The 20,327-nt window shown below is 45.7% G+C and carries 16 protein-coding genes; 7 read left to right on the top strand and 9 right to left on the bottom strand.

From position 1 onward, the window contains the following. The first annotated feature begins 32 nt into the window (after nt 1-32). From ACTQ53_RS12760 to ACTQ53_RS12745, 4 genes are read left to right on the top strand one after another with little or no spacing between them, the layout of a single operon-like run. Nucleotides 33-959, top strand: coding sequence for a lysophospholipid acyltransferase family protein (locus ACTQ53_RS12760; protein ID WP_441933325.1), 927 nt, complete (start codon nt 33-35; stop codon nt 957-959). Continuing rightward, complete coding sequence (locus ACTQ53_RS12755; RefSeq protein ID WP_441933323.1) at nt 956-2,014, top strand: CDP-glycerol glycerophosphotransferase family protein; 1,059 nt, start codon at nt 956-958, stop codon at nt 2,012-2,014. The genes ACTQ53_RS12760 and ACTQ53_RS12755 overlap by 4 nt, the downstream gene beginning before the upstream one ends. A gap of 7 nt (nt 2,015-2,021) precedes the next feature. Then, nucleotides 2,022-3,095 (top strand): aminotransferase class V-fold PLP-dependent enzyme, encoded by a 1,074-nt coding sequence (locus tag ACTQ53_RS12750; protein ID WP_294969370.1) that lies wholly within the window; start codon nt 2,022-2,024, stop codon nt 3,093-3,095. Between the two features lie 57 nt (nt 3,096-3,152). Continuing rightward, on the top strand, nt 3,153-4,499 hold the full coding sequence (locus tag ACTQ53_RS12745) for a Gfo/Idh/MocA family oxidoreductase (RefSeq protein WP_441933320.1): 1,347 nt from the start codon (nt 3,153-3,155) through the stop codon (nt 4,497-4,499). Nucleotides 4,500-4,531: 32 nt separating this feature from the next. Here the strand turns inward: ACTQ53_RS12745 and ACTQ53_RS12740 are convergent, their stop codons facing one another. Then, entirely contained in the window at nt 4,532-5,329 is a 798-nt protein-coding gene (locus ACTQ53_RS12740; RefSeq protein ID WP_441933318.1) for a glycosyltransferase family 2 protein, read from the bottom strand. 188 nt (nt 5,330-5,517) lie between these two features. Here ACTQ53_RS12740 and ACTQ53_RS12735 point away from each other — a divergent pair, with 188 nt between their 5' ends. Beyond that, on the top strand, nt 5,518-7,083 hold the full coding sequence (locus tag ACTQ53_RS12735; RefSeq protein WP_441933316.1) for a DUF6056 family protein: 1,566 nt from the start codon (nt 5,518-5,520) through the stop codon (nt 7,081-7,083). 56 nt (nt 7,084-7,139) lie between these two features. Here ACTQ53_RS12735 and ACTQ53_RS12730 read toward each other — a convergent pair whose 3' ends face one another. The 5 genes from ACTQ53_RS12730 to ACTQ53_RS12710 all read right to left on the bottom strand — a co-directional run bounded on the left by ACTQ53_RS12730 (nt 7,140) and on the right by ACTQ53_RS12710 (nt 13,021). Beyond that, a complete protein-coding gene (locus ACTQ53_RS12730; RefSeq protein ID WP_295346926.1) occupies nt 7,140-7,940 on the bottom strand; it encodes a glycosyltransferase family 2 protein in 801 nt (266 codons plus the stop codon). A 4-nt stretch (nt 7,941-7,944) separates the two neighbouring features. Next, nucleotides 7,945-8,733 (bottom strand): glycosyltransferase family 2 protein, encoded by a 789-nt coding sequence (locus ACTQ53_RS12725; RefSeq protein WP_441933314.1) that lies wholly within the window; start codon nt 8,731-8,733, stop codon nt 7,945-7,947. Nucleotides 8,734-8,737: 4 nt separating this feature from the next. Further along, nucleotides 8,738-9,499 (bottom strand): lipopolysaccharide kinase InaA family protein, encoded by a 762-nt coding sequence (locus tag ACTQ53_RS12720; RefSeq protein ID WP_295346924.1) that lies wholly within the window; start codon nt 9,497-9,499, stop codon nt 8,738-8,740. Nucleotides 9,500-9,548: 49 nt separating this feature from the next. Further along, on the bottom strand, nt 9,549-10,703 hold the full coding sequence (locus ACTQ53_RS12715) for an AAA family ATPase (protein WP_441933311.1): 1,155 nt from the start codon (nt 10,701-10,703) through the stop codon (nt 9,549-9,551). A 377-nt stretch (nt 10,704-11,080) separates the two neighbouring features. Then, nucleotides 11,081-13,021: an LTA synthase family protein gene (locus ACTQ53_RS12710; RefSeq protein WP_441933307.1), complete on the bottom strand. Its 1,941-nt coding sequence runs from the start codon at nt 13,019-13,021 to the stop codon at nt 11,081-11,083. A gap of 140 nt (nt 13,022-13,161) precedes the next feature. Here ACTQ53_RS12710 and ACTQ53_RS12705 point away from each other — a divergent pair, with 140 nt between their 5' ends. Beyond that, nucleotides 13,162-14,868, top strand: a complete 1,707-nt coding sequence (locus ACTQ53_RS12705) for an ArnT family glycosyltransferase (RefSeq protein WP_441933305.1) — start codon at nt 13,162-13,164, stop codon at nt 14,866-14,868. 123 nt (nt 14,869-14,991) lie between these two features. Here the strand turns inward: ACTQ53_RS12705 and ACTQ53_RS12700 are convergent, their stop codons facing one another. Both ACTQ53_RS12700 and ACTQ53_RS12695 read right to left on the bottom strand, forming a co-directional pair. Then, the gene (locus tag ACTQ53_RS12700; protein ID WP_441933303.1) at nt 14,992-15,921 is read right to left on the bottom strand and encodes a glycosyltransferase family 2 protein; all 930 of its coding nucleotides are present in this window, start codon (nt 15,919-15,921) and stop codon (nt 14,992-14,994) included. A 157-nt stretch (nt 15,922-16,078) separates the two neighbouring features. After that, nucleotides 16,079-18,124, bottom strand: a complete 2,046-nt coding sequence (locus tag ACTQ53_RS12695) for a helix-hairpin-helix domain-containing protein (protein WP_441933301.1) — start codon at nt 18,122-18,124, stop codon at nt 16,079-16,081. A 193-nt stretch (nt 18,125-18,317) separates the two neighbouring features. Between ACTQ53_RS12695 and ACTQ53_RS12690 the strand changes: the two genes are divergently transcribed. Further along, nucleotides 18,318-18,956 (top strand): DUF4294 domain-containing protein, encoded by a 639-nt coding sequence (locus ACTQ53_RS12690; RefSeq protein ID WP_294969405.1) that lies wholly within the window; start codon nt 18,318-18,320, stop codon nt 18,954-18,956. Between the two features lie 286 nt (nt 18,957-19,242). Here the strand turns inward: ACTQ53_RS12690 and ACTQ53_RS12685 are convergent, their stop codons facing one another. Next, nucleotides 19,243-20,274, bottom strand: coding sequence for a M28 family peptidase (locus ACTQ53_RS12685; RefSeq protein ID WP_294969408.1), 1,032 nt, complete (start codon nt 20,272-20,274; stop codon nt 19,243-19,245). Nucleotides 20,275-20,327: the final 53 nt, after the last annotated feature.

The raw sequence follows: 20,327 nt of genomic DNA, 5'->3' as shown, positions 1-20,327 counted from the left end.
GAATTAATAATTAACAATAAATAGTTTTGTTGATGGTTAAGATTGTTTATGCATTCTTTTATGCAATATCGCTGCTGCCTTTCAGGCTACTCTATTGCATCGCCGATTTCGAGTACTTCATGATGTATCGCGTCATCAAGTACCGCAGGGGTATTGTGCGTAAGAATCTCACCAGCTCTTTTCCTGAGAAATCAGAAGAAGAGATTATCGACATCGAGAAGAAGTTCTATCGCTGGTTCAGCGATTACTTCTTCGAGGCTGTCAAACTGCTCAGCATCAGTGACAAGGAGTTGCACCAGCGATTCCAGGTCATCAACAGCGAGGAAGTGGAGCAATGTTTCCTGGAAGGTCAGAACGTGGCAGCCATCCTGGGGCATTACTGCAACTGGGAGTGGCTTTCGTGCGTGGGCATCGAACTGCCTAAGTCACGCAAGATAGGTCTCATCTATCATCCACTGCGCAACCAAGCCTTCGACGAACTCTTCAAGCGCATCCGTTCTCACGAGGAGAATGGCGTGGTAGTGCCCAAGAAAGACATCCTCCGCTACTTGGTGGATTACAAGCGCAAGGGCATCTTGAGCATCTTCGGCTACATCAGCGACCAGGGACCTAAGTGGGAGAACATCCACCTGTGGCTTCCTTTCCTCAACCATCCCGAAACCCCAGTGTTTACGGGTGGCGAAAGAATCATGAGGAAGATGAACAATGCCGTGTTCTATGTAGAAATGTCGCGCCCGAAGCGAGGCTATTATACTGCCACTTACAAGCTCATCACCCGTGAACCCAACTCATTGCCGGAGCACGAGATTACCCGCCGCTTCTTCCAGATGCTGGAAGAAACCATCCGCAAGAATCCACCTTATTATTTATGGACGCATAACAGATGGAAGCGAACCCGGGAGGAGTTTGACAAGCGATATGAAATCAAAAACGGTAAAGTAATTCCTAAAGAATCATGAGAATAGTTCTTTTCTGTGAAAACAAGTATGCCATAGACATACTTAATCCGATACAAGAACATGTGACAAAGCAGCATTTGCCACACGAGATATTGTGGTATATCCACAAACCAAAGATAGACAGTTTTCCATACGCCGACCAGGTGAAATGGACCAACTCTATTCAAGAAGTCTATGACTTCCAGCCAGAGGCTATCTATGTGCCAGGCAACATTGTGCCTTACTATCTGCCAGGCGTCAAGATACAGGTATTCCACGGCTATGCCGCAGAGAAGAAAGACCATTGGATTATCCGCCGTTACTTTGACACCTATTTCACCCAAGGTCCTTACTTCACCTCCCACTTCGAGGCTCTGGCTAAGAAATATGGCGATTTCGAGGTGTTGGAAACGGGATGGCCTAAGCAGGATTGGATCAAGGAAAACCTGCATAAATATGATGCCGACCGAGAGAAACTTCTTAAGGAAAGCGGCAAGGAGACGCTGATACTCTACGCCCCAACCTTCTCGCCAAAACTCACTTCGCTTCCTTACATCAAGGAAGAGCTGGGCAAGCTGGCTAAGGAGCGCAATGCCCTGGTAGTAATGAAGTTCCATCCGCTTACCCGTCAGGAATGGGTAGATGAATACCGTGAATGGGCAGCAAACAAGAAGGATGTTCTCTTCATCGACAAGGGAGAAAACGTGACGAAATATCAGCTGATGGCAGATACGCTCATCAGCGATACCTCTTCCACCATCTATGAGTTCCTGCTGCTCTCTCGTCCAGTCATCACCCTCGGCACCATTTCCAAGGATATCTATTGGGAGAACATCACGGAACCTGGTCAGCTGATTGCCGCCTACGACCATGCCCTCACAGATCCTGAGGCGATAGCCAAGCGACAGTGGATAGTAGACAACTACGACCCATATCTGGACGGCAACGTATGCCAGCGCATGCTCGACGGCGCTGAAGACTACATTCGCCGCCATGGAGTGCCGAAGAAGAGAAAGCTGAATCTCTGGCGTAAATATACCAGCATCAAGACATTTGGAAGAATCAAGAAAGGATAAATAAGTTATGCTTAATTTTACAGTAGGACCTGTGATGGCAAGCGATGAGGTTAGAGCCATCGGTGCTGAGCAGGTGCCTTATTTCAGAACAGCAGAGTTCTCCGCCATCATGAAGGAGAACGAACAATTGATGAAGCAGTTTGCCAAGGCTTCAGACGATGCCCGCACAGTTTTCATCACAGGTTCGGGCACAGCCTCTATGGAAGCTGTGGTCATGAATGTGTTCACTCCTGCCGACAAGGTACTGGTAGTGAATGGAGGTAGCTTCGGTCACCGTTTCGTACAACTCTGTGAAATTCATGAGATACCACATACAGAAATCAAACTTGAGATGGGGACTCCACTCACGGCAGAAGACCTCAAGCCCTACGAGGGACAAGGCTACACCGGCTTCCTCGTCAACCTGCATGAGACTTCTACCGGCGTACTCTACGACATCCAGATGATCAGCGACTTCTGTCATCGCAACCATATTTTCCTGGCCGTAGATTCCATCAGTTCATTCCTTGCGGACCCATTCAACATGAAGGAACTCGGCGTGAACGTAATGATTACGGGTTCACAGAAGGCACTGGCATGTCCTCCAGGCATCTCTGTCATCATTCTCGATACAGAGGCAATCAAGCGAGTAGAGGCAAACAAGGTTAAGTCGATGTATTTCGACCTGAAGGATGCCTTGAAGAATGGTGAGCGTGGACAGACTCCTTTCACCCCAGCCGTAGGAACCTTACTGCAGATTCATGCCCGCCTGAAGGAGATAGAACGAAATGGCGGCGTGGAGAGCGAGAACAAGCGCATGAAAATGCTTGCAGAAGATTTCAGAAGCAAGATCAAGGACCTGCCATTCACCATCGTTTCCCAATCGATGTCAAATGCCGTTACTCCTCTGCATCCACAGAACGCCTCTGCCTACGACATCTTCCTGAAGTTGAAAGATGAATATAGCATCTGGGTATGTCCTAATGGTGGCGATATGGCAGAAAAGGTATTCCGTGTAGGTCATCTCGGCAACCTGAGTCCGGAAGACAATACAACACTCGTTGATGCACTGAAGGATATGCAGGCTAAGGGACTGCTATAAAGGGGCAGCTATAATATATATAATAAGGTATAGAGAACTTTCAAGATAGAGAAACTTATGGTTAAAGTTATCACATACGGTACTTACGACCTGCTTCATTATGGTCACATCCGTCTCCTGGAGCGCGCCAAGGCTCTGGGCGACTACCTCATCGTGGGCGTAACCTCGGATACCTTCGACCGTGAGCGAGGTAAGATCAATGTACAGCAGTCACTTATGGAACGTGTGGAAGCCGTACGTGCCACCGGCATTGCCGATGAAATCATCATCGAGGAATACGAGGGACAGAAAATTGATGACATCAAGCGACTGGACGTAGATATCTTTACCGTAGGTTCTGACTGGAGAGGCAAGTTTGACTATCTCAACGCCTATTGCAAGGTGGTTTATCTAGACCGCACTCAGGGCGTATCGAGCACGGAGATCAGAAGCGAGCAGCAGGTGGTTCGCCTCGGACTGGTGGGCGAATCGCCTATCCTCAACAAGATAGAGCGGGAAAGCCAATATGTCAATGGATTTGAGGCAGGAAAGGTATTCTGTCTCAACGACCAATATCTCTCAGAGAATCTGCAGGCAGAGGAAAAGCAGGCAGCCAGTTTCCAGGAACTCCTGGACGAAAGCGATGCGCTCTATGTCATCTCTGCCCCAAGCAAGCACTATGCTCAGATAAAGGAGGCATTAGAAGCGGGCAAACACGTACTGTGCGAATCGCCTATCACCCTTCAGCCTCAGCAATGGGAAGAACTCAAGGCAATAGCAAAAGATAAGAAGGTTGTCTTGATGGACTCTATCAAAACCGCCTATTCCGTAGCTTATTACCGACTCTTACTCTTGGCAAAGGGCGGTATCATCGGCGATATCATGTCGGTGGATGCCACCTGTACCAGTCTCGTAGACTTCGACCCGACCCAGGATTCCCAGAAGAGTCTTTACGAATGGAACAGTATCTGCGCCTGGGGCCCGACAGCGCTCCTGCCTATCTTCCAGCTTCTGGGCACAGAATACAGCAGCAAACAGATAGCCACCCACTTCCTGGACGAGGCAAAGCGCTATGATGCCTTCACCAGGATATCCTTCCTCTACCCTCATGCCGTAGCTTCACTGAAAGTAGGACAAGGCGTAAAATCGGAAGGCGAATTGATTATCTCAGGTACCAAGGGCTATATCTACGTACCAGCCCCATGGTGGAAAACCGATTACTTCGAGGTGAGATACGAGAATCCGCAGTACAACAAGCGCTACTTCTACCAGCTGGATGGAGAAGGCTTGCGCTATATGCTCCTCTCCTTCCTCAAGGCAATCCGAACCGGCAAGGACTTCTCTTACGTATCCGATGATATCTCAGAAGAAATCGTCAGGACTATTGCAGATTTTGAAGCAAGAAAGGAAATGGTCATCATATAGGTTTTTCCTACATGATGACCATTTCTTTTATATTAGCAATAAGCCACTCTTAAAGCAATGCCATTCTGACACCAATTCAGCTGGTGGAGCTTCACCTGCTGTAAAACCTTCACATGATATTGTTCATTGGCCTTAGAAGCTTCCCGGTGATACAGATGATACATGATGCCACCCATCTTGAGGGCTTTCTTCCTGATACCCGCAAAGTGCAGGCGATAGGCAAATTCACCATCCTCATGCCCCCATTGCTTCAAATCCTCATTATATCCATTGACAAGAAGAGCATCAGCCTTCCAGTATGCCATATTGCAACCTCTCAGATGATCGATGCGGCGGGCATAACGAAAGGCGAGATAATTTCTCAGCATACGGGAACGGATGCTGTTCAGCATATAAGGCAACGGCATGTTCCAAAGCTTTAAACGGGCATGCTTATCCTGAAGTAAACGTTTCGAAACAGAAGCCTCCAGTCTCACTCTACTGCCACAGACAAAGCAACCCTCTTGGGCAACCTCCAGATGATCAGCAACAAAGTGAGAATCCAGTATCACGTCACCATCTACCTGGATGATATAATCGCCCGTAGCCTTAGCTATCGCCTTATTCAGAATGACAGTACGGCGGAATCCCTTATCTTCCTGCCATACATGCACAACCGGTACAGGCGAAGACTTTGCATAACTATCAATAAGCTGCTTCGTTTCCGCTGTAGATCCATCATCGCCAATAACAATTTCGTCTGGCATTTTACTCTGATGCATGGCACTTTCCAAAACCATCCTTAAGGCTTCTGGCCAATTATACGTAATAATGAGCAATGTTACCTTCATACCTAAACTTTTATTACAATTTACCTTTATCTATCTTTCCTTTAAACACTCTTATGACGCAAATCTTGCATGATCCCCCTATTAATTTTACCGACATTCATATAATTTAACAGCTGTTTATGCAAGAAGACACAAGATTCTCTGTTATTATCTATGTAAAAAGAAAGAAATAAGTAAAAAACAACACGATGAATCAGAAATTGTTGAAAAGCCAGACGATATTGGCTATTTGTATTCTAATCTTATCTATCATCCCTATCGTGGCAATAGGTCCTTACCTACATCAGTTTGCGGATGACTATGTATTCGGAGCTCCAGTCTACAAGGCTTGGACCGCCACCCATTCATTAGGAGCATGCATTCAGGCTGCATGGGATGAATCCATGCATATCTACCAGACATGGCAGGGTACTTACTCTGCATGTTTCCTGATGGCATTGCAACCGGGCATCTTTGGCAAATACTGGCTTGTACCTATTATTCTATTGGGAGGTTTGGTTCTTTCCACCTATACCCTGGGTTATACAGTATTACGCAGGTTGCTACATATCAGCAAGCTGGAGTACGCTTTCGTTTCTACGCTGTTCGTATTGATGACCGTACAGTTCGTATGGTCGTTCTACGATGCATTCTTCTGGTATAACGGAGCGATGTACTATACCTTATATTATAGTCTTTCGCTGTTTCTAGCCTCCCTGCTCATCGAATTCCATCTTACGAAATCCATCATGGCGAAAATCATCATCACGCTGGTTTCCGCAGCACTCGCCATATTCATAGCCGGCGGCAACTTTGTTACCGGTCTGGGTATGCCTGCCATTCTCTTTATGGCTATCGTATGGATGTGGGTGGAGAGGAAAAAGACTCCTTTCTTCCAGATTTCTATCCTTATGATTTATGCCAGCGCCTTTGCTTTCAGCGTATTTGCACCAGGCAATGCAGTCCGCCAAGCCACAGTCACCGATCAGCCGAATGTGGTTGCTGCCTTCTTTATGGCAATAGGAAAGAGCGTGGAATTTCTTGCTGATGCCATTGGAATCATGGAGGTACTCATGTTTACCATTTTTATTCCATTCCTGGCAAGATTAGCCAAGGCATCCCGTTTCAAGTTTTCTCATCCATGGCTTTATCTGCTCATCTCTTTCCTGCTCTACAGCGCCTTCTTTTTCCCAAACAGCTATGCCATGGGATCCAGAGGAGCTGACAGAGTACAGAATGTATACTTCTATGTGCATCTGTGGATGTTCTGCTTCAATATCTTCTATCTCTCAGGTGCCCTCCAGCGCAGAGCGGCTACTCAGGAACCGGTAAGCGTTGCCATAATGAACCTGATTGACGCCATCAAACAGAAATACGATAGATACTTCAAGTGGACACCGGTATACTACTGGCTGGTATTGGTACTGTCTATCTCTGCCAAGCCAACTACTACCAACAGAACTATCACCCTGCTGCGTAAGGGAACAGCGCAGAAGTTTGACCAACAGATGCGGCAGCGTGAAATTGAAGTAAAGAAAAGCAAGGCAGACCATCTGGTTCTGAATCCGCTCACCGTAAAAATGCCATCCGATGCATTCCACGACATCACCATCTATCCAGGGTACTGGATTAACCGAGGTATGGCAAACTATTATGACAAGAAAACGGTAGTAGCATTACCTTTCGATGATGCCGACGAATCACCAGCCCAACTCCTGGAACGCTGCCGGGAGGAAGTAGGACCAGGCGGAATGACCTTTATCGAAGGAAAATAAATAAGAAATTAACAATATCATTCGTCAAACAAAAAAAAGGTAAGTAGCCTAAGCAACTACTTACCTTTTTTATTTTTCATACGATCTTCAATTATCTTACTGACAGCAACAAACTGATAGATTCCTTCATAGCAGGCACAGATAAATCCTTCCTTACCATCCCGGAATCCACCCTTCTGTATATAAGCACGGAAGAAACGCACAAACGGACGATAGAACAAGGCAGCCATTCCATAATTGCGATCTTTCTTCTTTTCTATTTCATTCGCTGTATACTGGTTGATCTTTCCCATCCTGCTGGCGATACTGTCATCTGCCAGATGAACAAGTGCCATATCAGCATGAGCCGCTGGTATCTTTTCTATCCTGCCCTTGATAACAGGATCGGCATGAATGATGGCTGGCCATACGGTATCCTTCCTGATAAAGAAACGCAACTGGTAATCAGGATAGAAACAATGCATGAATCTTCCCATAAAGCGACTCTTGCGTGGAACATACAAACCCTGTGGAGCATCCTTCTTCTCTATCAGGGAATAAAGATAATGCTTCAGTTCCGGGGTTACCAATTCGTCTGCATCAACCACCAATACCCACTTGCAGGAAGCGGCATCAATGGCAGTCTGCCTTGCCGGTTCACAAATCTGATAATTGCCTCTAGGAAAGATAACAATCTTGCAACCATATTTACGGGCAATATCCAATGTATTATCCGTACTCTCCATATCGCAGATTACTACCTCATCGAAGTCTTTTACGGTTTCCAAAACCTCTGCCAAATGCAGCGAGGCGTTATAGGTATTAATAACGACAGAAATGCCGCGCTCTATATTTATTTGACGATTCTCTTCTTTCATAATTTTACAAGTATTTGTCTATTCCGTTATTGCAACGGGTTATATGCTCTTTTTCAACCTTTTCTAAGGCAATATTATGGGTTTCCTCATTAGCCCTGGAAGATTCCTTATGATATAGATGATAAACAATACCACCCATTTTGAGCACTTTTTTCTGAACGCCAGAATAGTACAGTCGATAAGCTATCTCTGTATCTTCATGCCCCCATTGTGTCAAATCTTCATTATACCCATTTACCCGGATAAGGTCGCTCTTCCAAAACGCCATATTACAGCCTCTCAGATGCGCCAATCTACGGGCATAACGGAATGCGAAATAATTTCTGAGCAGTCTTGAACGGAAACTATTACAAACAAAACTGATAGGCATATTCCATGGTTTTATGACAAACTTATTGTTTGCCAATATACTCATGGTTTCCTTCTGAGATATCTTAACTCTACTTCCACAAACAAAACTGCCTGCTTGAGCCATTTCAATATGGTCGGCAATAAAGTGAGAATTTAAGACTACATCTCCATCTATCTGGATAATATAATCGCCCGTAGCTTTAGCTATAGCCTTGTTTAAAATGGCTGTTTTGCGAAAGCCTAAATCTTTTTGCCATACATGGATAACTGGCTGGGGAAAGTTGGCTGCAAAATGTTCTATCAGCATTTTGGTTTCTTCTGTAGAACCATCATCTGCTATCACTATTTCATCAGGCAAGACCGTTTGACGACTCACACTAGCGAGTACCATCCCCAATGCTTGAGGCCAATTATATGTAGTCATCAATAATGTTGTCTTCATAACTTTACTTTTTTCTAAAACAATGCGTTATATTTTTTCTCTTCTTCCATCGCCAATCATGTTCTGCCTTACCATCCATAAAGTTCTGAACCTGAGACTCTTCCAATCCTCTAGCCTTGACATATTCACGGGCTACAAGCTCGAAGACATCCATTCTGCCGGTGAATCTCGTCAGGTTTTCCACACATTCCTTCATCGGTGGATAACCTGTGTAAAACTTCATGCGGTTGATGTCGATAAGAGAGAAGGTATAATGGCCATCAGCCTGAGGCTGATACAGTACATTACCACTGTTCAGGTCGATATCGATGATACCTTTCTGATGCAGACGATTCACAAAGCGGGCAAAATCACCAGCCATAACCTTGTTGAATTCCTTCGGATCGTTCAACTGCCCCGTAATAGGCAAACTGTTATCTACATCAGAGATAAAATAGCAATAGTCGATAAGTCCATTCACTCTTGTCTCAACATATCCAAAGCCTTCAGGGGTAGCAAAGCCATCCTCCTGCAGTTTGACAGCATTCTCATAAGCCCGGCAAGCCTTGGTAGAGCGGAAGAAACTATATCCTATCTTCTGAACGAAGTTAGGGCGCTTATATCTTTTCACCACCACTTCCTTGTCTTTTCCATCAAGCTTCACAAGAAAAGCCTTGATTACATTCCGTCCCTGAAAGATGCAACGTCCCTCCTGCTCGAACACATCCGGGATGCGCTCGATGAAACTTCTCATCTCTTCGTATTTTGGATTTATCTTTATCTTCATTTGTTTTCTATACTTTTATATTATCATTGTCCAAGATACTTGGGTACATTTATGATTCCTTCCACACTCTTCTCTTGAGCCACAACGCCAAGATGGGGTCACTCATTTCCAGATGCTTAGGAACAGGAATCGTAATCAGATCTTTTACCATCAAGGATTTCTTAAGGCGGGTTACATTGGCGGCAGTACCCAGGCGATAAGTTTCCAATATTGCCGTCTGGGTGAAACCAGTATGTACTCCATTGATAATGGCATGCAGGAAATTCATCTGATAGGCAGAAAGGTCTTCGGTCTGCTGAATAAACAAAGGCTCACAGGCATCCAGCAACCTGTCTATTCCATATTTCAAGTCCTCTTCTGTAGCTGCAGAATCATCCTGTACACGCAACCATACAAACCATGCCAACTGCTGTACATAAGAAGAATACCTATCTGTTACCTGACAGATTTCTCGAGCCAGCTCTTCCGAGATATGCTTGCCGGTAGATTCGAAACGCTGACAAATATACTCCACCCAGTCTTTCTCGCTTATCTTGTTCAGATAGAAGAAATCTCCAAAGCGATAGAATGGGTAACTGGCATTCTGGAACATCTGTTCCATCATGTGTTTCTTGCTTCCATAAAGGCAGTAAGATACATGGCTCTGTAATTGCCATACGCTACGGAGCTTCTTCTGGAAGGTCAATGAATCAGGGAAATCGCCTATCTGCTGAAATTCATCGATGCAGACTACGATATGACAACCTTTAGACCGAGCTATCATTTCCGGAAGTCTCAAAACCTCTTCTGTTGTATTGTTACCTGCATTATACTCCAAAGTCAAAGAGAAATCAGTCAAAGGATCTTGTCCTATACTGATTTTCGGAACGAAACGGCTCAAGAACACCTTGGCATTCTCCATCCATTCTTCCCATTTTGAAGAAGTAGCCCGAACCACAGCTGTGGCAAAAGCATTGATAAAATCATTCTCAGAGCGACAGCCAAAGGCATCTATACGAGCTATCCTGATGTCTTCGCTCTCTACAAGCGAACACACCTTATCCACCAATGAAGTCTTACCCATACGACGAGGCGCAATCAATATCGTATTCACTCCATACGTAAAGTTCGCCTTCAAGCGTTCTGTTTCCTCTCTACGGTCGGTAAAGGAATCTCCCTCCACACGAACACCGAACACAAACGGAGCTTCTTTACTTTTTATCATAATTACTACCTTATTTTATACTATACAGCTTTTCTTCTGCAAAGAAATTGCAAACGAGCGCAATGAAAGCTGGCTTTCAAATTGCCGAGTGCAGCTTTTCTTCTGCAAAGATAGCCAAAAAAAACAAATTAAACAAGGTTGTTTTAAACAAAGTTGTTTAAAACCATCTTTTTTTGCAGAAACAGCGATTCTTCGTCTGATAAAAATATAGTTTCATAAATTATACCCTAGGGTATAATACCTTTGGGTATAATTTTGTAACTTTGCAGAGAATAAAACTTCAAGCCCCTGAAGGATAGAAAAACTATATGAACAGTCAATCCCCCATCACGCAGCCAAAGCGTGGTGGGGGATTACTGTTTCTGATAATATTTTTTTTATTGCTGATGTCGCTCAATATACTCCGCTGCCTGGATATTCGAGAAGACATAGGTCTTCAAATCCCGGAACTTAGACTCTTGCTTGGTTTCCTTCAGATTGCCATTCGGCAACACATCATAACAGAAACTGCGGTTCATCGACGGATTATAGACGAAGCAACGCTGATGGTCTCTTGCCACAATCTGGTTGTCTGCCGAATAGAATACCATCGGGCGCTGCTGCTTCAGCAGATCCACGCCGAAGCCCTCGTACTCATAATTCAGATTCATCAGACCGAAAAGCGTAGGCATTACATCCACCTGCATGCCCAAGCCCGCATACTGCTGCTGCGGAACACCAGGACCAAAGATGATGAGCGGAATGTGGTTGTAAGACTGCGGCAACTCGCCCTCGCTCTTACCCACCAGCTTGCCATGGTCTGCCTGAATCACGAATATCGTGTTCTTATACCAAGGCTCCTGGCTTGCTTTCTTCAGAAAATCGCCTATCGCCCAGTCGGCATACTCCACTATCTGCGTTTCCTTCTCCTTGGTCTTCGGCTTGAAGAAATCTGGAATGATATATGGCGGATGATTGCTCACGGTGAGGATGGTAGCCATGAAAGGCTTGCCCGTCTTCGCCTTCTGGTTGATGGTGCTGAGGGCATAGCCCATCTCGAAATGGTCACTCACACCAAAGCTGTTCACCACCTCGCTCTTAGGATAGTTCTCCTGAGAGAAGATGTCATCATAGCCATTGGTCTGGAAAAAAGCCTTCATGTTGTCATACTGCGCCTCGTGGGTCATGAAGAACATGTTCTCGTAGCCATACTGCTTCAATACCGTGGCGATACCCTTGCGGCGCGGAGTTACCGTTCCCTTCATCAGGTTGCGGAACATGAGGGCAGGGAAACTGTAGAGCGTAGCCGTCATGCCATGGTTGGTATGGATACCGGCACTATAGAAATGGGTGAACGCCAGGGAATGATGATAGAGCGAATCGAGCGTTGGGGTGAGCGGCTGCTGATTGCCGAAAGTGCCCAGCAGGTTTGCCGACATCGACTCCATCAATATCACCACTACGTTAGGATGATTCTTCTTCATCATCAGGGAATCGTTCACCACCTCACGCTTCAGAATATTCGTGCTATCCACCTTTCCCGTAATACCGAGCCACTGGCGGGTATTCGTGATAGCCTCAGCGTACGGCATGAGATGCAGTTCCTTGTTCTCCTTGCGCATATCGTCGAGCGCCGAAGTAAGGAGATTGAATGCCGGATTGATGCCAAGCTGGTTGAGGAAGGAATCCTCGCAATAGTAAGCCTGACTCACCTTGATTGGGTTATAGCCCATTCTGCCACGGATGCCAAAGAGGCAGGCGCCTATCATCACCGCAGAAATAAGGAAACGACTTGCCACCAGCACTAGGTGCATATTGTCCTTTGGCAACAGGAAAAGCCCCTCGAAGTAGCGGCGCAGGCGGATAAGCGCATAGATAAATGCCCCCGTAAACACGAAATAGAGGGCGATATAGAGCCAGTAGGAAGACTCCTGCAAGAGCATGCCCGATGTGGTAGCAACATAGCCGAACCAACCGAAGATGCTGGAATTGATGTTCTTGAAGAAATACTGGAAATAAGGGGTATTGGCTGCCGAAGGCATGAAGGCGATGGCAAACCATGCCGCATACCAGATGTTGATGCCACGCAGCAAACGGCGATGACACCACCCCAGGCTGGCAGCAACAAGGAGCACAGCCACAGGCAATACCGAAATATAACAAGCGATGACATTGTCAAACCATACACCCTTGACAAACGCCATCACCCTACTCGCCCCTGCATCCACTATCATGCCATGCAGGGCGATGAATTCCACCAATCTGAACAGAGTCATCACCAGCAATGCCAATACATGCACCGAAAGGAGATAACCCAAAGCCTTAAAATATCGTTTCATCTTTATTCTACTTTAGAAATCGGGTGCAAAGTTAATAATTATATCCCAATAAAAGCAAAATTCCCACCTTATTCTGTCTATAAACAAATAATTATATGTAACTTTGCAGACAAAATAACATTATAAGACTTCGATAAGACATGAACATCAAGTACAACAAAGCCCTGTGGCTTATCACTATTCTAGCCATCGTGATGCTGATTCCATTCCTCGGACTCTCTGATTTCAATACCAAGGGAGAACCTCGCGAGGCAGTAGTTGCCTACACCATGCTGGAACATGGCAACTGGATATTGCCTATCAACAATGGAGGCGACATCCCTTACAAGCCACCTTTCTTCCACTGGTGCATCGCTTTCTTCAGCCTTTTCATCGGCTACGTGAATGAGTTCACCTCCCGTCTGCCATCCGCAGTATCGCTGGTATTGATGACCATCGGCGGCTTCGTGTTCTATGCCAAGCGCAAGGATACCCAGATCAGCCTCATCGCAGCCATCCTCACACTTACCGCTTTCGAAGTGCACCGTGCGGGAATCAACTGTCGTGTGGATATGGTGAACACCGCCTTCATGGTGGGAGCCATGTATCTGCTCTATCGCTGGTGGGAGAAAGGAAAGCACCAGCTGCCTTGGCTTGCCATCCTCTGCATGAGCGGTGCCACGCTGACCAAGGGTCCTGTGGGCATCATCCTGCCATGCTTCGTGATGGGTGTATTCATGCTTACCCAACGGGAGAACTTCTGGGGCATCGTATGGCGCATGGCGCTAACCGCCCTGCTCTCGCTCATTATCCCATTCTGCTGGTACTATGCAGCCTATCTGCAAGGCGGCGACGAGTTCCTGCGTCTGGTGAAGGAAGAGAACATCGACCGATTCATGGGCAAGATGGCATACGAATCGCATGAGAACCCGGCGTGGTACAATCTGCTTACACTCGTGATGGGTTGGGCTCCTTATACCTTATTATTACTGTTCTCGCTCTTCATCCTGCCATGGAAAAAGTTCTCAAAGACCCGATTCCTGGAGAATGCGAAGAAGGCTACTCCGCTGCAAGTGTTCACCTGGCTCGCCTTCCTCCTGGTGCTTTTCTTCTACTGCATCCCAAAGAGCAAGCGCAGCGTCTATCTGCTGCCATGCTATCCGTTCATGGCTTATCTCATCGCCGAATACATCGTTTGGATGATGAAGGAAAAGATGGGAGCCATCAAGGTATATGCCGGCGTGATTGCCTCGCTGGCAGTTATCCTTGTGATTGCTACGCTTGTTATACGAGCAGGCGGCATACCAGATACCATTTTCCATGGCAAGCATGCAGCCGACAACATCGCCATGCTCCATGCAATAGGGGAATCTACTCATGGTATCCTATTCTACGTATGCTATATGTTTCTTATAATAGGGGCTTATCATATATTCAAGGCACTCAAGAAAAAAGAGACAAGCCAAATGATGAAATATACATTGGTGATGATTATCGCAATTTTCATCACACTCGACTCCACCCTGCAGCCTGCCGTGCTCAACACGAAGGCAGACAAGCATCTGGCGCCGGTTATCGAAAAGAAGTTTGATACCAGCAATCTCTACTCTTATATGTCAGTAGATATGCTGCATTTCTTCAGCCTCAACTTCTATCTGGGCGATAAGATCCAGCAGTTTGACAAGGTGCTGCCACAGGATGGCGTGCTGATGATTCCAGAGGAAGACATGCCAGACTTCAAAGAGAAATTCGGCAAGGACTATACCTTCCAGAAGGTTTGGGAAGTAAGGAGGCTCGTAGAATGGCACCATCCGGTAGGCTTCTATCAGTTTGTAAAGACAAGTGCCAACATCGCACAGAAGAAATAATCAATAATCAGATACAAAAAATAGCATCGGGATTCATCAACCCGATGCTATTTTTGTATCTATCAAATTTATAGTCTTCTTATTTTCTTTCTTCGATAAGATTATACTCTTTCTTCGATAAGATTATACTCTTTCTTCGATAAAGTATCGAGGACGGCGCTTCACCTCGGTATAAATCTTGCCGATATAGACACCTGTGATGCCCACACCCGTGGTGATGATGCCACCGATAAACCACATGGAAACAAGCAAGGAGGTCCAGCCCTGGATGGTCTTGCCCTGGAAATGCTCCACCAAGGCAAAGATAATCATGATGAAGGCTACTAAAGTCATCGCCAGACCCAGGAAGGTGATAAACTTCAATGGTGCCACGGAAAACGAAGTGATGCCATCGATACTGAAGCTCAGCATCTTGGTAAACGGATACTTGCTCTCACCTGCCTCGCGTGCCTTGCGGTCGTAATAGACGAATCCCTCTCGGAAACCCAACTGTCGGACGATGGCCCTGAGGAAGAGGTTGCGCTCAGGATATTGCATCAATGCCTTGAGGGTACGGTTGGTCATCATTCGGAAGTCAGCATGATTCTGCACCGTATCCTTGTCCACACTCTGCATCAGTTTATAGAAGGCAAGAGCTGTGAATCGCTTGAAGAACGTATCGGTCTTACGTTCCTTTCTTACACCATAGATAATATCCTTGCCTTCCTGCACCTGCTGTACCATATCGATGATGACATTCTCATCATCCTGCAGGTCGGCATCGATACTTACCATCGCATCGCAATGATCTACCGCCGTTTCCATTCCTGCCCAGAGTGCATTCTGATGTCCACGATTATGAGATAACTTGATGCCGTGTACATAATGATGTTGCTTGGCAGCATCCGAAATCATCTGCCAGGTACAGTCACGGCTACCGTCGTCGACAAGGAGCAACTCCGTGTCGGCGTCTGTCTTTACTTTTATTGTCTGTATAAGATTGCCGAGCACCTCTAAGGTTTTAGGCAACACGGCTTCCTCGTTATAACAAGGAATAACTATTAATATCTTCATCACTTCTCTTGTTTTCTTCGTTAGCACAGAGATACTTTACTCTTTTGCAAAAATACCCCGATTTTCTTACATACACAAATAAAACGCCAGTTTTTTCATTATCTTGCATCATATTACCCAAAAAGAATGAAAAGAAAAGCAGGAATATACTGCATGCTCACCATTTCCACTTCACCTGTATCTCCAGATCCATCTGACGCGAACCCGCTATTTCCTGCTTTCCGGAAGAGATGCGATTGCGATCAAAATAATCGGTTGTACCCAACTTGGCAATCACCAGCAGATGTTCGTTAATCTCCGAACGAGCTACCAGGGCATAACGGATGCCCTCACCATAAAAGCTTCCGAAACTCATCTGATAAAGCAATCCCGGCTCATAGACATAGATACGGCTGCTGTAATCCTGCGTATGGAAATAGCCGAAACTCCCCGATAACCTCAACCATCGCCAACAGGTTCCAAGATTCTCATTCAGCATATAGCCCCGGCTAATGGTACCTTTCTCGTTCTCCATCAGGCTAGCCTGTTTATTCTCGGAGAATTCAACACTTGTCTTGGCAAACCATTTTGCATTCTTAAGATTGGCATAAAGACGTAAGCGTTCGGTAGTTGTACCCGCCTTATCCTTATAACGGATTCTGCCACCTAACGCCAAACTTCTGGAAGCCTGAAAGATGATACTTACCAGATTATCCCAACTATGCGTACTCTCCCTGGTCTGATACTTAGGCCAGACAAAATAGGCAAAATCACTATAGGCGGTGATATTCCAACGACTGGCAGGAGTCCAGGTAAACCCCAGATAGGCTCCGTTTTCATCCTGTACAGCACTCCCCTCGGAAAAACTGTTGCTGAAGAGCGAATAGTATCGGGCAGAATAGAAGCGCTGCAATGCCATCAACAGAAAATGATCAGTAAATTGATAAGAGATGGTATTCAATGTAGCAATGGCACCACAATCGCCCGTAGCCGTCTCACCGGCAATATTCCAACGGTGCGAGATATAGCCATAGTCTATACTGGCATTCCAGAATTGGTCGCCTACCGGCGAAAACCGCTTATAGAGCTGAGATGTATTAGGAGTAAGCGGAAGAGAAAAGGAGGTATAGAAAGCCGTGGCTCCTGCATGCCAACCAGCATGATGATAATTGATATTACCTCCCACCAAGGTGTTGGAAGCAACATCCTGCTTTGCTATTTCGGAGGAAGTGCGATGCAGACCGGTCTTCAATATCGTCTTGATGCCACCATTGGCAGACAGAGTGGCATCTATCGTGCGATAAGATACAAACCCCGTTATATCAAGTCCTTTCATCAAGGAACAGGTTGCAGCTGCTCCCTGCAGATAATTGGCTGAAGAACGGGAAGAATGTACACGGATAGTACTCGGCATGGAACGTCCGAAGGAAGAAAGGATGGAGAGTTTGCCAAAACTGAAATCGTTATTGAGAATCAGTCCCAATCCTTCATGCAGACGGTATCTGCCAAGAGTGATATTCTTCCATCGCCCCAACTTCTTCAGCTGTATATAAAAGGAATAAAAATCATAACCCAGACTGTTCTTGCCAGAACCAAAAGGCTCACCGGCATCCTGGGCTCCCACGACTCCCATCTTCACATAGTCGCCATACCTGAACTGATAGCGCACGCCATGCTTGTACTTATAACCCAAGTAACCATCGGCCCCCATCACATCGCCCTTACGTTCATAAAACGGCACTTTCAGCATTCCCATCAGCTCATGCTTGCCATACCGAACTATAGTCTTGATGCCAGGAAAATCCTGCCGTGTGACATCGGCAACATAAAAGAAATAATCCATCAGCTGCCGCTGATACCAACTGATGCTCGGAATCAAAGCTAATTCGGCCATACTCTTCATTCCTCCATAGCGATAAACGTATGCCTGAATATCTTCAACCTGTGAAGCCGTGAGAAAAGGCAACTGTTCTAATTCTTCACGCGTAGCCACATTCAAGTTCATCGGATGCTGAGCCAATTCTTCCAGGTCTTCCTCATAATCTTCCCATAACGTAGTTTCGAAGTCCTCTGTCTCAGAAAGTTCCAGAAGAAGCTGTTGCCAGGGTTGAGACGCAGGAGAGGCAGAACTTACAGGAAGCGAATCCTTAACTAATGAAGAAGACTGAGCACAACAAAGAGAAGCATAGAAAATCTGGGAACTGCCTATAAGAAACAGTTTCAACAAAAAAGATATTATGAAATAACAACGCTTCATCTATAGGCAAACGATTATTAATTTTCTTCAAAGTTACTATGAAATTCTGAAAAAGAGTAAGAAAATAGAAATAATCTTTCTCTAAATGAAAAATAAACTGTAATTTTGCGGCTAAATTAGAAACAATAGAGGGTTACACCTCTTTATATATATAGAAACAATGAAACAGAAATTGTTATTCTTGCTGGCGATGCTCTTCTGCACCAACTTGCAAATAATGGCACAAAAGAATGATACCAAACCGGAAGACAGGGCGGTAGACATGGATGCTCCTACCTTTGAGCCGATGGTTAGAGTGGGTAAGGTACTATTGGATAAAGATAGCATTCAATACGTACAGGTGAACAACGTGTATGTCTATCCGCAGCCAGTATTCAAAAACGCCAAGGAGCGAATGGCTTACAACCGACTGGTATACAATATCAAAAAGGTATTGCCTATCGCCAAGGAGGTAAGAAAGATCATTATCGAAACAGGTAATTATCTGGAGACTCTCCCTAACAAGAAGGCAAAGGATGCACACATGAAACTGGTAGAGAAGGGAATCAAGGAAGAATACACTCCAAGAATGAAGAAACTCACCTATGCACAGGGTAAACTCTGCATCAAACTGGTATATCGTGAGTGCAATTCCTCATCCTATCACCTGATTCAAGCCTTTCTGGGTCCTATCCGTGCCGGATTCTATCAGGCATTTGCAAGCCTCTTCGGTGCCAGCCTCAACAAGAAGTACGACCCGAACGGCGTTGACAGATTAACAGAAAGAGTGGTAAGACAGGTAGAATCGGGGCAGATTTAACCAGCTCATCTTATTCAGAAAGCCCATACACTTAGGTATAAAAGCATTTCCAGTCAATAGGAATTGCTTTTATACCTAAGTTTTTTTGTTGATACAAGCAGAAGAAATCTCCGTTCATAGACATTGAACCGCCGTTCAAAGACATTGAATGTCGGTTCAAAGACACTGAACGGCGGTTCAACGTCTATGAACGAAGATTTAAACTGGCTGAAAAAAGAAATGTTCCTAAGAAAAGCAACAACTTTTCCTAGGAACATTTCCTTTTATATTCGAATGGGATGCCCACCTATTCCTCTGTATAAAGCACCTGAATCATAGTCTGGCCAACCGCCTTAAGCACATTCTTATCCAGATGAGCCATATCATCGCTCACGGTGTGCCAGGTAGGACCGAAACTGCTCTGCTGGCAGTCTGGATAATAAGCAATCACATCTACAGTAGGAATCTTAGCCTTCTCGTTGACCGGAATATGATCATCAGTAATCATTCCGCCATCGCTCTTAGGGAAGTAAGAGCCAAAACCTGCCTGACGGGCTGCAGTCCAAACCTTCTTCACGATGCCACCGGCATACTGCATAGACATACCTTCACGATAGAACTTGGCTCCCTGTCCGCCCACCATATCGAGGAGGATTCCGAAACGAGGATTATATCCCTCAGGCTTGTTCTCGCTCCAGTACTGGGCACCCAATGCCCAACTGTTGCCATCGTCCTGAACATCAGCCCACTGAGGTGTTCCCCAGTCTTCGGTATCGAAACATACGAAATCTACGCCGATGTTAGGATTCAGCTTCTTGTCAGCCTGCAGCTGGCGGGCAATCTCCAACATGACGGCTACTCCGCTGGCTCCATCGTTGGCAGCCATTACAGGCTTGCGCCAGTTGGTACTGTCGGGGTCGTTGTCAGCCCAAGGGCGACTGTCCCAATGAGCACAGAGCAAAATGCGGGTTTCAGCCTTCGGGTTGTAATGGGCAATGATATTGGTATTCTTCAATATCGTGCCATCATAACCCTTCAAGTCTGCCTTCTGGGTCTCTACCTCGCAGCCAAACTGCTTGAACTTGCTCACAATCCATTCGCCACACTTATCGTGCGCCTCGCTGTTCATGACGCGAGGACCGAAATCGCATTGCGCTGCACAATAAGCCAATGCCGAATCAGCATTGAAAGCCGGACCTACGGGATTCAGCTTCTCCGCTTCCTCTACCTCCTGCACATCAGGCGAACTACTGGTATTGGCATTCTTATAGCTGATGGTACCAGCCACCAGACCGGCAGCAACCACCACACCTAATATAATTTTCATTTTCTTCGTCATCGTATTTACTTTGAACTTTCAGATTTGAACTTTGAACTTTATGATTATCTTAT

The sequence above is a fragment of the Prevotella sp. Sow4_E9_plate genome (assembly GCF_052116205.1).
Classification (GTDB): Bacteria; Bacteroidota; Bacteroidia; order Bacteroidales; family Bacteroidaceae; genus Prevotella.
Note: the sequence above shows the minus strand (reverse complement) of the source record. Positions and strands in the feature narration are given on the sequence as shown.